Annotated in this window: 11 protein-coding genes and 2 pseudogenes; 5 read left to right on the forward strand and 8 right to left on the reverse strand. The window is 60.3% G+C overall.

Annotated features, from left to right (window positions below; translation table 11 throughout):
- Positions 1–19: 19 nt before the first annotated feature.
- Together HQ843_RS26825 and HQ843_RS26830 are read right to left on the reverse strand one after the other, a co-directional pair.
- A complete protein-coding gene (locus HQ843_RS26825; RefSeq protein WP_180902697.1) occupies positions 20–1,381 on the reverse strand; it encodes a dihydroorotase in 1,362 nt (453 codons plus the stop codon).
- A 1-nt stretch (position 1,382) separates the two neighbouring features.
- Positions 1,383–2,039, reverse strand: a complete 657-nt coding sequence (locus tag HQ843_RS26830; RefSeq protein ID WP_180902696.1) for an aspartate/glutamate racemase family protein — start codon at positions 2,037–2,039, stop codon at positions 1,383–1,385.
- Positions 2,040–2,335: 296 nt separating this feature from the next.
- Between HQ843_RS26830 and HQ843_RS26835 the strand changes: the two genes are divergently transcribed.
- From HQ843_RS26835 to HQ843_RS29870, 4 genes are all read left to right on the forward strand, one after another.
- Positions 2,336–3,187: an ABC transporter substrate-binding protein gene (locus tag HQ843_RS26835; protein ID WP_180902695.1), complete on the forward strand. Its 852-nt coding sequence runs from the start codon at positions 2,336–2,338 to the stop codon at positions 3,185–3,187.
- Positions 3,188–3,249: 62 nt separating this feature from the next.
- Positions 3,250–3,960: an amino acid ABC transporter permease gene (locus tag HQ843_RS26840; protein ID WP_180902694.1), complete on the forward strand. Its 711-nt coding sequence runs from the start codon at positions 3,250–3,252 to the stop codon at positions 3,958–3,960.
- Positions 3,961–3,987: 27 nt separating this feature from the next.
- Entirely contained in the window at positions 3,988–5,085 is a 1,098-nt protein-coding gene (locus tag HQ843_RS26845; RefSeq protein ID WP_180902693.1) for an NAD(P)H-dependent amine dehydrogenase family protein, read from the forward strand.
- 2 nt (positions 5,086–5,087) lie between these two features.
- Complete coding sequence (locus HQ843_RS29870; protein ID WP_180902692.1) at positions 5,088–6,596, forward strand: amino acid ABC transporter permease/ATP-binding protein; 1,509 nt, start codon at positions 5,088–5,090, stop codon at positions 6,594–6,596.
- 354 nt (positions 6,597–6,950) lie between these two features.
- On the opposite strand, the gene HQ843_RS26855 is transcribed toward HQ843_RS29870, so the two are convergent.
- A complete protein-coding gene (locus HQ843_RS26855) occupies positions 6,951–8,075 on the reverse strand; it encodes an IS110 family RNA-guided transposase (RefSeq protein ID WP_180902691.1) in 1,125 nt (374 codons plus the stop codon).
- A 129-nt stretch (positions 8,076–8,204) separates the two neighbouring features.
- On the opposite strand from HQ843_RS26855, the pseudogene HQ843_RS26860 reads away from it, so the two are divergent.
- Positions 8,205–9,150, forward strand: a pseudogene (locus tag HQ843_RS26860) (IS630 family transposase).
- Between the two features lie 10 nt (positions 9,151–9,160).
- Here HQ843_RS26860 and HQ843_RS26865 read toward each other — a convergent pair.
- The 5 genes and pseudogenes from HQ843_RS26865 to HQ843_RS26885 all read right to left on the reverse strand — a co-directional run.
- Positions 9,161–9,430 (reverse strand): annotated as a pseudogene (locus HQ843_RS26865) (transposase); the annotation flags it as partial.
- Positions 9,431–9,519: 89 nt separating this feature from the next.
- Positions 9,520–9,861, reverse strand: a complete 342-nt coding sequence (locus HQ843_RS26870; protein WP_180902690.1) for a chaperone modulator CbpM — start codon at positions 9,859–9,861, stop codon at positions 9,520–9,522.
- Entirely contained in the window at positions 9,858–10,781 is a 924-nt protein-coding gene (locus HQ843_RS26875; protein ID WP_180902689.1) for a DnaJ C-terminal domain-containing protein, read from the reverse strand. The genes HQ843_RS26870 and HQ843_RS26875 overlap by 4 nt, the downstream gene beginning before the upstream one ends.
- A 272-nt stretch (positions 10,782–11,053) precedes the next feature.
- Positions 11,054–11,833: a histidinol-phosphatase gene (gene hisN, locus HQ843_RS26880; protein ID WP_180902688.1), complete on the reverse strand. Its 780-nt coding sequence runs from the start codon at positions 11,831–11,833 to the stop codon at positions 11,054–11,056.
- Positions 11,830–12,606, reverse strand: a complete 777-nt coding sequence (locus HQ843_RS26885) for a DeoR/GlpR family DNA-binding transcription regulator (RefSeq protein WP_180902687.1) — start codon at positions 12,604–12,606, stop codon at positions 11,830–11,832. The genes hisN and HQ843_RS26885 overlap by 4 nt, the downstream gene beginning before the upstream one ends.
- Between the last annotated feature and the right edge of the window lie 4 nt (positions 12,607–12,610).

Genomic DNA, 12,610 nt, shown 5'->3' on the forward strand with positions numbered 1-12,610 from the left:
CCTTGGTCCCTCCTTTGTTTCAGGCGTACCAGCCCTTGGTGGCGCGCTTGACGAGTTCACCGGTTCCGGCGGCGTTGACGACATCGCTTCCGTTCCAGCCCGGCGCGCCGCGCAGGTAGGTCGCGGCGACGCGAACGGCGAATTCTTCGCCGTTGAACGGGCTCCATTTCAACCCGTCATGCGCGCCGGCTTCGTTCCAGTTGAACGCGCCCTCTTCGAGCACGGCCAGATCGGCATCGCGGCCAACAGCAATCGCGCCCTTGCGGTCGTCGATCCCGAAGAAGCGGGCCGGACGGGCGCACAGCATGTCCGCCGCCATCCGGGCGGCATCAAGGCCGCGACGGCTGCAGAGCGTGAAGAAGGCGGGCAACAGCGTTTCCAGACCGGGCACGCCCGCGCCGGCATCGAAGATCGAGGCGGTGAGCTTGAAATCAATCGGCCAGCTGGAATGATCCGAGGAGACGAAGGCGACGTTACCTTCCTCGATCGCCTGCCAAAGCCCTTCGATGACGCCCGGACGGATCGGCGGGTTGACCTTCATGCGGGCGCCAAGCCGCGGGCCGTCGTCGGCGGCATCGAACCAGAGATAGTGAACGCAGAGTTCGCCGGTCGCGCGCGCGCCGAGATTGCGGAAGGCGGCGACCAGATCGAAACCCTCCCTGGCGGTCAGGTGAACCGGGTGCGCATGCGCACCGGCAGCCTGACCGAGCGCGAGGAACTGCGCTGTTGCGGCCAGTTCCGCGGCAAGCGGCCGCGCGGTTGAATGGGCCTCGATACCCTCGATGCCGGCTTCGCGCGCGCGGGCCATGCGCGCCAGAACGATTTCCTGGTCCTCATTGTGGATGCCAAGCGGCACATCGGTCGCGGCAAGCGCTTCGAAGATATCCAGCGTCAGGTCTTCGGCGATGCGCGGAAAGCGAACCGGATTGCTTTCGAACGAGGAAATCTTGAAGGCCACCGCGCCAAGCGCGATGAGCGCCTCGATTTCGTTGACGCCGGTCTCGCGGGTTGCCGTCGCATAGAGCGCCATATCGGCATGCGCATGTTCGGCAACGGCCTCCGCCTTGGTCTTGAACCGCGCGGGCCGGTCAAGCGGCTCGGGATTGTCATAGGGCATGTCCACCAGCGTGGTGACGCCGCCCGCGATCGCCGATCGGGTGGCGTCGGCGATGCCCTCCATCCCCTTGCAGCTCGTGGCATGGGTCTGGCCGTCGACGACGCCGGGCATGATCAGCGCGCGACCATAATCATCGAGCTGGCGGGCCTCTGGCGGTGTTCCCTCGCCAACGGCAACGATACGGCCGTTTTCGATTCCGACCCAGCCATCCTCGATGCTGGCGGTTTCGGCGATGATGGTTCCCTTGACGACGCGGTCGAACATGTCACTTTCCCTGATTGTAGCCGAGATCAAGCGCGTTGATCGCAGCCGAGACGCCGGCCTGAACCGGATCGATAACGATTGTGCCCATCAGCCTCTGCAGAACCGGACGCTGCTCCCCCATGCCGGCGCAGCCGAGGATCAGAACCTCCGCGCCATCCGCCTTCAGCTCAGCACCGACGCGCTGGACCGCCTCACTGGCATTTTCGATGTCGTTGGCCTCGGCCACGCTCATGTCGATCGAGCGATCTCCCGCCAGCCGTCCGAGAAGCCCGTGGCGTTCGATCTGAACCCGATGGCGCGCGATCGAGGATTGGCCGAGCGAGACAACGCCGAAGTGGCGACCGTGGAGAAGGGCGGTGCAGTAGGCCGTTTCGGCGATGCCGAAAACCGGCTTCGATGTTGCCAGTCGAGCGGCGGCAACACCCGGATCGGAGAAGCAGGCGATGACGAATGCGTCCGCTTCGGTTTCCCGAACAAAGGATTCCACCATCGGGGCCACCATCGCGACGTCGTCGTCGTCCTCGATCCCGACGGGAGCAGCGGCAAGTTCGGTGCAGACGATCTCATGGATGGTGTTGGCGATCAGCGGTTCGAGGCATCGTTCCATGGACCGCGTTACCGCCGTGGAGCTGTTGGGATTCAGGACGGCTATTTTCATGAACCTGTGTTGCCTTTAGCGGGCTGTTTTGGGATATTTTATGAATATTATTCAAGATATATTAGAGGGTATTCGAACCGTCAACTCAAAATAGCTCCGGCCGTAGATCTTTGAGGCGAAGCGAGGCGATGCGTTTCTGACAATCCTGAAAACCTATTAAAATTCAATCTGGTAACGCGGTGCGCCGACATGGTGACCCTTAACAAATATATATTTGACAATGTAGCCGTAATATATCAATAATATTTTGAAAAATATGTGAAGCACGAAGGTGCGCCAACAGAGGACGAACGATCATGAAATCAGCAAGAAGAGGTCTGGCGCTGGCGCTGGCCGCTACATGTGTTTACGCGGCTCCGGCCTTCGCGGGTGACACGCTCAAGGACGGCACGGTTCACTTTGCCGCGGACTTCGCCGCGGCGCCGAACCAGTTTATCAAGACGGACGGTTCAAAAGACGGACTCAATGTCGATATGTGCGGCGCTATCGCCGAGCGCATGGGCGACGACATCGAATGGACCAATCTCGCGTTCTCCGGACTTGTTCCCGGCTTGCAGGCCAAACGCTTCGACGCGCTGTGCACGGCAATCTTCATCAATCCCGACCGGCTGAAGATCATGAACATGATTTCCTATGTCCAGTGGGGCGAAGGGCTGATGGTGCCCGAAGGAAATCCGGACGGCATCAGCTGTGAAGGCCAGATCGGCAAGGCTGAAAGCTATGACGCCTGCTTCGATGGTCTTGCCGGCAAGACCGTATCGGTTGCCGCTGGAGGCACGACCAACAAGCATCTTGAAGAAGAAAGCAACCGGATGAAGGCTGCCGATCTCGACGGCATCGACATTCGCGCCTTCGATTCCAACTCCGAAGCCATCCAGGCCCTGACATCCGGGCAGGCGGATGCCGCATATCTGAATGATCCGCAGGCCGCCTTCTATATCAGCCAGTCCGGGGCCCCGTATGAGATCGCCTTTGCAGGCTACGCCGCAAACCAGCTCGCGATTGCGACGCTGAAGGATAATACTGCCTTGGCGGACCGTATCCTTGCCGCGCTGCAGACAATGCGCGAAGATGGTTCCTATCAGGAGATCGTTGATAAATGGGGCGTTTCCGCTGTGCCGGAATTCGTTCTCAATCCGGGCGAGTAAGCTCGACACTGCCGGTGCGCTCTTCCCCGACGCACCGGCTCTTCTTTTTGCGGAATGGTCGGATGGATTTTTCTTTCGACGTCTTTTTCGAGTATCTGTTTCAGCCCAGATTCCTGATCGCTGCCGGCGTTACCCTGCTGGTGGCGGTCGTGGCGCAAGCGATTGCCGTCGTCATCGGTCTGGTCCTGGCCCTGTTCGCGATGTCGCGCGTTGCCGCGCTTCGATGGATTTCCCACGGCTATATCTGGCTCTGGCGCGGCACGCCGCCGCTCGTTCAACTGCTGCTGCTCTATTTCGGCCTGCCGCAGCTCGGCATAAGGCTCAATGTGATCGAAGCCGGCCTGATCGGACTCGGGTTTTATGCCGGAGCCTATATGGCGGAGATTATCCGTTCCGGGCTGGAATCCGTTCCCCATGAACAGACGCTCGCGGCCCGGGCGATGGGCTTTTCCCGCCTCGAAGTCATTCGCCATGTCGCCATGCCGCAGGCTTTCCGCATCATCCTGCCGCCCTTCGGCAACGAGTTCGCCTCGATGATGCGCACGACCTCACTGCTCTCCGTGATTTCATTTGCCGAACTCCTGCGCGTCACGCGCATGGCGATCAATGAAACCTACCGCGTCATCGAACTCTATTCGGTTGCTGCGGTCTATTACCTCCTCATGTATTCGCTCTGGCTGTTCGTGCAGGCCTGGCTCGAAGGCATCGCCGCCCGCGGCTCAGCGCCCCGTTCCCGCCGCCAGGTTCCCGACGCCATTGAGCCCATCGGCTGAAACGGCTTCCAAAAAAAGGCATTCCCCATGACAGACATTATTCTCCAGGGCTGCGGCGCGCTCGGTAGCCGGCTCCTGCGTGTTCTTGAAAACGACTATCGGGCGGTGAACGTGGTCGGCGCCTTCGACATCGCCCGCGATAAGGCAGGCAAGACGCTTGGAGAGGTCTGCGGCTCGGGCCGGTTCGCCGATGTCATGATCACCCCTGACCTTTCCACGTGTCTTGCCGGGCTTGCTGAAAAGCCGGCAGCGCTTGTCCACATGACGGAATCAAAGCCCGATCGGATCGAAGCCCAGCTTGCGGCGGCCCTGAACGCCGGCCTGAACGTCATCTCCGCCGCCGAGTCGATGTTTTACCCATGGCTCCGATTTGGCGAGATGTCGCAGCGGCTCGACGCTCTCGCCCGTGCCAATGGCGTCAGCATCACAGGCATGGGCATCAATCCCGGCTTCTCCTATGACAGTCTGCCGCTCGTTCTCGCCCGCTCGACCAGCAATGTGACGGCCGTGCGCATCAACCGGACGATCGATGTAACAGGCACCGGTCCGGGCGATATCGAACATGTCGGCTATGGCCTCACGCCGGAACAATTCAATGCCGGCGTCGAACGCGGAGACATCGTCGGCCATATGGGCGCGCCGGAATCGCTGGCGCTGCTCGCCGACCACCTGGACATGGAGATCGACACGGTCAAGGAGCGCTGGGACCTGGAAACCGCCGATTTCGACGTGGACAGCGGCGACCCGACACTCGGCATCCTGCCCCCCGGGCGCGTCGTTGGCATCCGCCAGTATGCGGAGGCCTATCGCGGTGACGCAATGGTCATGCAGACCTGCCTGTCGATGTATTACCAGCCCTCGCGTTTCGGCCTTGTGGAGTCGGACCGGATCGAGATTGACGGCGCGATGCCCGTCAGAATGACGATCGAGCCGGCGCTGGAATCGCTGTTCGGCGCGGCCAATGTGCTTGCCAGCACCATCATTCCCGCCGTCGAGGCCGCGCCGGGACTGCAGAACGGTCTGTCGCTGCCGCTCAGCCGGCAGCGTTCGAGCCGCCGTCACGTGCTCGACGCCAGCCGCGCTCTCAAGCCGGGCCTCGTGCCGTTGACAGCCTCCAGGGACTGACGATGGGCTTCAGCTTTTCCATTTTCATCGACTTCGTCACATCGCCGCTGGTGGTGCGCGCCGCTGGCGTCACCATCTGGGTTGCCGTCGTCGCCCAGGCCATCGGTACCGTTCTTGGCACCGGCCTTGGCGTGATGATGACCTCGAAGAAAAGGAGCCTGATCTGGCCGGCCCAGTTTTATCTGTGGCTGTTCAAGGGCACGCCGCTACTGGCGCAGATCCTGTTCTTTTATTCCGCCCTGCCGCAGCTGGGCCTGACCCTGAGCCTCGTTGCGACCGGCCTGCTGGCGCTCGGCCTGAACGAAGCCGCGCGCATGGGCGACATTGTTCGCGCCGGGCTGATGGCCGTTCCGGATGAACAGCGCGAGGCCGCCGCATCGCTCGGCCTGAAACCGTGGATCACATTCCGCAAGATCATCTTCCCGCAGGCCCTGCGCACGATCCTGCCGCCGCTCGGCAATAATTTCAGCTACATGATCAAGGCGACATCGCTGCTCGCCACGATTTCGTTTGCCGAACTCCTGCGCGTTTCCCAGCAGCTTGCCCAGTCGACCACGCATGCGCTCGAGGCGTATTGCGCCGCCTCGGTCTGGTATCTGCTGCTCATCACCATCTGGACGATCATCCAGCATCGGCTCGAAAAGAAGATCGCCATAAAGGGGCGCAACAACGACTCTGCCGCGACCAGTGCCGTCCGGCAATTGCCGGATGACTTCAAGCCGACGGTCATCCTGCCGGCCTCGGATGCGCCGGTGGTCATTGACGCGCAGAGTGTCAGCAAGGATTTCGGCAGCCACACGGCGCTTCATCCCACTGATCTGATCGTTCGCCGCGGCGAGGTTGTCGTCGTTCTGGGGCCGTCCGGATCGGGCAAGAGCACGTTGCTGCGGACGCTGAACTGGATCGAACCTGCCGATCAGGGCGATATCCGCATTGAAGGCGAAAGTCTGCCCTGGGAGACAAGGGGCGGAAGCAGGGTTCGTCGCGGCGAGGCCTCGATAAACCGGACCCGCCAGCGCGTCGGTATGGTTTTTCAGCATTTCGGTCTGTTCAAGACCTATACCGCCCGCGAGAACGTTGCCCTGGGTTTGATCAAGCTGAAAAAACTGAAACGGGCCGAGGCTCTTGAAAAGGCGGACAGCCTGCTTGCGCAGGTTGGACTTGCCAGACAAGCGCAAGCATTCCCGGTCGAACTTTCCGGCGGGCAACGCCAGCGTGTCGCCATCGCGCGGGCTCTGTCGATGGATCCGATTGCTTTGCTATTCGACGAGCCGACATCGGCGCTGGATCCGGAAACCGTCAACGAAGTGCTCGACGTCATGGCTGCCCTCGCCGGTCAGGGCGTGACCATGGTCATCGTCACCCATGAGGTGGGCTTTGCCCGACGCATCGCCGACCGGCTTGTTTTCATGGAGGCAGGACACAAGGTCATGGACATGCCGGCCGCGCAGGCATTTTCCGAAGAAGCACCACAGCGTTTCCAGGCGTTCCTGAGGCATATCGGCCCGTAGGTCACACACCTGTAAGATAGTTTTTGATTTGAATGGATTATGATTCTCATGTCCGTTTTCAAGATTTTGGCATAGGTATTTCGCGTCGCTTTTTCAGCGTCGACGAGGGGGGATATGCTGCCTATTGCAGGGCGCGGCGGCGCTGAGACGACGGTTGATCAGACTCTGATGCGCGGGTTGGATACCGCAAGACCGTGGTTCGTCTCGGGCCTTCCTCTGTCTCACATAGCGCGTGTCGCCATTTCAGGCTCGCAGAATCACAACGAGGGTTGCCCTGACCGGCCGCCACGCCCAGCAATAAGCAGCGTGATGGAATTGAACTTGTTTTCTCTCCTTCGCGTTGATGCCTCTTCGTCAGGCTGTCTTTGTTGGGGGAATGGGAACTGTTGTCGCAATAGCCCAGACGAAAGCCGCAAGCTCGCGCGCGATGGCGACGATGACAATGTTGGTGGGGCGACCGCTGGCTTGCATGCGCCGATACCGCTGGCATAGCCGCACTTGCGCTTTCCAGGCGATCGCTCTGATTGCTTCAGGCAGCCCCTCCGTTCGCTTCAGGATTTCCTGGTTTACACGCGCGGGCAGTCTGTAGGTCCAGGCGCCTTCGACCAGCATGCGTCGCGCACGGATGTTGCCGGCCTTCGTGATCGACCCACGCGACACGCTGGCACCGGTCGAATGCTCTTTGGGAACCAGCCCCAGCCAGGCCATGAACTGACGCGGATTACTGAAGCGTCTAAAGTCGCCGATCTCCGATACCAATGTCATCGCCGAGATCTGCGCGACACCACGCAGGGCTTGGATCGCTTGGACGATCGGGTTAAGCGACCAATCCTGCAAGAGCTCCACCATTTGCCGTGTCAGCCGGTCGCGCCGCTCCTCGATCTGCTCAATGGCACGAATATATTCTTCCATGGCAATTTGCTGCGCGCGATGATCAAAGCGCTGTGTCGCCAACCAGTTTCGATGAGCCCTTGTCCAGTGAGACCGGCCTTCGAAGACCCGCCCGTGCCGGAGCAGAAACGACAACAGGTGCTGGCGTGCCCGCCGTAGATCCGAGACGGACGCCTCCCGCGCCCGGCAAAGATCGCGCATGGCCTCATGTGTTTCGTCGGGAACCCAAATGGACGACAGTTCACCGGCACGCAACAACGCGGCAAGCGCGACAGCGTCCCGGCGATCCGTCTTGATCTGAAGCCCTGGACGCGTGGGAACCAACGATGGTGCAACGACAAGGCATTCATGGCCAAGATCGCGAAGTTGGCGATACAGTCCGTAGCCTGTCGGGCCAGCCTCATAGCAAAGGCACAGGCGTCCGTGACGTCCTGCAAGCCTATCGACAAATTTGCGCACTGCATCAGCACGGTTGGCGATTTCGCCGTAGTAACGCACCTCTCCCTTGCGGCCAGCTTCCGCCAGGCCAATGGCTATTTTTTCTTTGCTCACATCCAAACCAACGTAAAGTGCTGTATCATCGGTCACGGCTCGTCTCCTATGTTTGAGGCTCTGGCTGCAAAGTTAACCCTCGTTGCCAACATATTGCGAGGCGAGCCACCATGCCGATCAGGGACATGGGTCTCAAGATCATTGCTGGTGAGGAGGCCGGCAATGATGGTGCGACCTCTTTCACTTGATTTGCGAACACGCATTGCGGCAGCGCTGACTGATGGCATGACGGTTCGCGCCGCAGCGGAGCGCTTTGGCGTGTCGGCGGCAACAGCGGTACGGATCGGACAGCTCGACCGTTCAGGTAAAGGCCTGAAGCCGGCGAAGATTGGCGGCTATGTCAAGCCGACACTGAGGGGCGCGGCGGCCGACGCCGTGCGTCAGCGGCTGCAGGTCAAGTCCGACTGGACGGTGCGCGCATTGTCGGCTGACCAGAAGGCCGCGGGGATCAACGTGTCTCATGACACCGTCTGGCGGTTCCTGCGCGGCGAGGGCAAGACCTTTAAAAAAAACACTGGTGGCAAGCGAACAGGACCGCCCGAAAGTGGCCCGGTTCCGGATGCGCTGGAAGACCCATCAGCATCGGCTTGATCCGGATCGGCTTGTCTTCATCGATGAGACCTGGGTCAAGACCAACATGACACGCACCCGCGGCTGGTGTCAGCGGGGCGAGCCTCTCATTGCAAAAGTCCCTCATGGTCATTGGAAGACGCCGACCTTCCTGGCCGGCTTACGGCGCGACAGCATCGTGGCGCCCCTCGTGCTCGATGGTCCCATCAATGGCATCGCCTTTACCGCATGGGTCCAGCAATGTCTGGTCCCGACACTCAAGGCCGGTGACATCGTCATCCTCGACAATCTGGGAAGCCACAAAGGAAAGCCGGCACGCGATGCAGTCCGCGATGTCGGTGCGCATCTCTTCTTCCTGCCGCCCTAAAGCCCGGACCTCAATCCCATCGAGATGATGTTCGCAAAGCTCAAGACGCTCGTCAGAAAGGCGGACGAACGAACCGTCGAGACAACATGGAGACGTATCGGTGAACTCCTCAAGCTCTTCAGCCCCCAGGAGTGCTCCAACTATCTCAGACATGCAGGATATGGTTCAGAATAAACCTGACAGACTCTAATGTTCCCTCGTCTATCTCGAGATGGATCCTGCGCCACACACGGCGCTTCGAGGCACCATGCTTGCGGCTGTGCCACTCGCCTTCACCCTCGACCTTGATGCCGGTGCTGTCCACGAGCAGGTGCAACGGCACCTTGGATCCACGATAGGGAATGGTGACATTCGTGGTCTTCTGCCGCCGGGAAGGGGTACTGAAGTCCGGCACGGACCAGCCCAGCCCGGACAATTCCAGCAGGCTCGCCACAAAGCCGGTGTTCATGTTCACGGGAGACTATGACATAGGCGCGTTACAGCAACGCCTGTACGACACCATTGGATCACAGCTTGTCTGTGATCATCACCCGCGAAAACACCCTATGACTTCTTGTCAGCCCCACTGCCCAGATCGATTGCAGCGAGAATTGCGGCCTGCACGGCCTTGTCCTGCGCCGCCACGGCGGCCGTCAGTTTCAGCAGGCGCTGGCGGGTCTGGTGAAGCTGATCGACCAGAGACAGCACAACGGGCACAGTTTCCGCGTCGATCTCCAGTTCATAATGCAGGGTGCAGATCAGGCGGATGCGTGCGCATTCCATCTCCGAAAAGAACAGAGCTCCGGCATCTTCCTGTGGCGAGATCAGCGCCTCGCTGATCCAGGCGTCGAGATCGCTTCGCTGAAGGGCCTCTATCTGCTCGACAATTTCGTCAACGCGCATCATTTCAGCATCTCCTTGCGCGGTTCGTCCGGAGACTTCGGCTGCCAGGTCTCCAGAAACGCCGCCAATTCCGGTTCATCGCCAGCGGGCAAAACGACCTTCAGAGTGATCAACTGGTGTCCGCGCTTGCCGGTCTTGCGGTCGAGAACTCCCTTGTCGCGCAGTCGCAACGTCTGGCCGGTATTCGCGCCTTTTGGAATCGTTACGGCGACCGATCCGCTGATCGTCGGCACGGTGATCCGCGCCCCCAGTACGGCTTCTTTCAGCGTGACAGGTACCTCCACATGGATATTGTCGTCCTTGCGGTGGAAAAACGCGTGCGGCTCGACATGCAGTTCGACAAAGGCGTCACCGGCCGGCCCGCCGCCGAAGCCGGGCATGCCCTGGCCTTTCAGCCGCAACATCTGCCGGTCGTCGGCGCCCTCGGGGATGGTCACGTTCAGTGTCTTGCCCTTGGGCAATGTGATGGTGCGAACAGCGCCGTTGGCCGCGTCCATGAAGCTGACCGGCAGCACGTAGCTCACATCCTGCCCCCGCGCCCGAAATGAGCCCTGTGACTGTCTCGTCCCGGCCCCGGCGCCGAAAGCGCGGGCCAGAAAATCCTCCAGATCCTCATTACCGGCAAAGCCATCCTGCGCTGCGTGGGAAGGGTGGCCCGGTCCGTCGGCGAAATCACGGTAATACCGCTGTTGGGGCTTCTCCGCTCCGCTGGCGTCGATCTCGCCCGCGTCGAACCGCCGACGCTTCTCCTTGTCCTTGAGCAGGTCGTTTGCCGCCGAGATGGTCTTGAACCTCTCCTCGGCCGTCTTGTCATCCGGATGCAGATCAGGATGATATTTGCGCGCAAGCTTCTTGAACGCATCCTTGATCTCCTTGTCGGTCGCGGTGCGAGCAACGCCGAGGGTCTCATAGGGGTCGGTCATGCTTTGATCCCATCTCATGCGCGTTCTGATCGGCCCTTCGATATATCGGGGGCCGAAGTGCCCCGTTGGGCTCGCCTGAATTCAGTATTGCGAAACCTATACAGCATGGCGGCGAGACGCAATGGAAACGACAGTTCCATGCGCTGCGCCTGAGCAACCGAGGGCCACGCGGCGTTACCACTTCGGATGGTGTTGTCATGTCTGGATGGCGCCCGAAGACCATGTCACCTCAGATCAAAATACCAGGCTGTTCCGGCACTGCTTAACGTCTATCATGGACAGATAGAAAGCCGCAGAAGTGCGGCGCGGTGAAGCGCCGGCGTGGCGGCAGCGATCACTTGCCCTTTTGACTGAAGCGTCAGCGGCTTGCCCTGCCAGTCGGTGATGACGCCGCCAGCACCGGTCACGACCGGCACAAGCGCAAGGTAGTCATAGGGTTCAAGTCCGGCTTCCATAATGAGGTCGATATGTCCCGATGCCAACAGGCCGTAGCTATAGCAATCGCCACCAAACCTCCTCGATGAGCAGGCACTGCTGAGCGCCTCGAAGGCAGCATATTCATCGTTGTCAAATTGATCCGGCGACGTGGCAAAGAGGATTGCCTCATCCAGCTGTTCGCACGATCCACTCCGGCATGGCTTACCATTGATTTGGGTGGGGCTGTCTTTCAGGGCGATCCAGGTTTCGTTGAGGATCGGAATGTCGATCCCGCCGAGCACGGGCGAGCCATTGTCCAGCAGGGCTATCAGTGTTCCGAAGATGGGTACGCCGGAAATGAAACTCTTGGTTCCATCGATTGGATCAAGCACCCAGAGGTAACGCGCATCGCTTCCAGACACGCCGAATTCCTCTCCGAATATTCCATGTTCGGGAAAAAGCCCGCTCAGCACGGCTTTCATGCTTTCTTCGATGGCGCGATCTGCCTGCGTTACCGGGCTTTGGTCGCTTTTGTGATCGACCTCCAACCCTTGGCGAAAATGCGAACGTGCCAGCTTGCGCGACGCTGCCAGCGCATTCTTCGCGGCGGCTTCAAAATCGTCCAATGTGTTCATTCAGCTTCTCCAGACGGCGCTGTCTCAGACAGCAGCACATGTCCGTATTCGATTTGGTCAAGGACTTCCTGTGGAGCGTGATCGGTCACCAGCACGTCGATATCCGACCAGCTGCAGACCTGAACGAGTCCCGATTTCGAAAACTTGCTGGAATCCATCAACAGGATGGTTTCATCGGCGCGCGACAGCATGGCGCGCTTGAACTCGACCTCGAAGAGATCGAAATCCTGACAGCCATTGACGGAGCCGGCGACCACCGACATTACGAAATAGCTCGGCGTGAATTCCGACAGGAAGCTGATCGCACCTGCACCGATGATCGTCTTGTCGGCAGAACGCAGTTCTCCGCCCGGTATGATCACGCGATGCTGCTTGCCGGATGTGGCAAGAATCTGGGCAACTTCCAGCGAGATCGTCAGGATTGTCATCGGTTCGCGCCGGGTCAGTTCCCGCGCGAGAAAGCAGGCGGTTGTGGAGTTGTCCAACAGTAGGGTCGCACCCTCGCGGATATGCTTTGCAGCCCGCGCGGCAATGGCGGCCTTCGCTGCCGAAGCCTCGGTCAGGCGGCGCTCGAAGGGCGGTTCGGCGCGCGGCATCGACAAGCGCACACCGCCATGAAACTTCTCAACGATGCCTTCGCCGGACAGCACTTTCAGGTCACGCCGGATCGTCTCGTCGGAGACCTCGAATTCTTCGGCGAGAAACGATATCGCAGCGCGCCCCCGCGTTTCCAGCAAGTTCAGGATCTGTTGTTGTCTAACTGAGCGGCTCATTCTA

Origin of the sequence: Martelella sp. NC20, assembly GCF_013459645.1 — a bacterium.
GTDB lineage: Bacteria > Pseudomonadota > Alphaproteobacteria > Rhizobiales > Rhizobiaceae > Martelella.

Bases quoted from the DNA above. Each gene is read 5' to 3' on its own strand.
- HQ843_RS26825 (WP_180902697.1), bottom strand. From the start codon at position 1,381: ATGTTCGACCGCGTCGTCAAGGGAACCATCATCGCCGAAACCGCCAGC.
- HQ843_RS26885 (WP_180902687.1), bottom strand. From the start codon at position 12,606: ATGAGCCGCTCAGTTAGACAACAACAGATCCTGAACTTGCTGGAAACG.
- HQ843_RS26830 (WP_180902696.1), bottom strand. From the start codon at position 2,039: ATGAAAATAGCCGTCCTGAATCCCAACAGCTCCACGGCGGTAACGCGG.
- HQ843_RS26845 (WP_180902693.1), top strand. From the start codon at position 3,988: ATGACAGACATTATTCTCCAGGGCTGCGGCGCGCTCGGTAGCCGGCTC.
- HQ843_RS26870 (WP_180902690.1), bottom strand. From the start codon at position 9,861: ATGATGCGCGTTGACGAAATTGTCGAGCAGATAGAGGCCCTTCAGCGA.
- HQ843_RS26840 (WP_180902694.1), top strand. From the start codon at position 3,250: ATGGATTTTTCTTTCGACGTCTTTTTCGAGTATCTGTTTCAGCCCAGA.
- hisN (WP_180902688.1), bottom strand. From the start codon at position 11,833: ATGAACACATTGGACGATTTTGAAGCCGCCGCGAAGAATGCGCTGGCA.
- HQ843_RS26835 (WP_180902695.1), top strand. From the start codon at position 2,336: ATGAAATCAGCAAGAAGAGGTCTGGCGCTGGCGCTGGCCGCTACATGT.
- HQ843_RS29870 (WP_180902692.1), top strand. From the start codon at position 5,088: ATGGGCTTCAGCTTTTCCATTTTCATCGACTTCGTCACATCGCCGCTG.
- HQ843_RS26875 (WP_180902689.1), bottom strand. From the start codon at position 10,781: ATGACCGACCCCTATGAGACCCTCGGCGTTGCTCGCACCGCGACCGAC.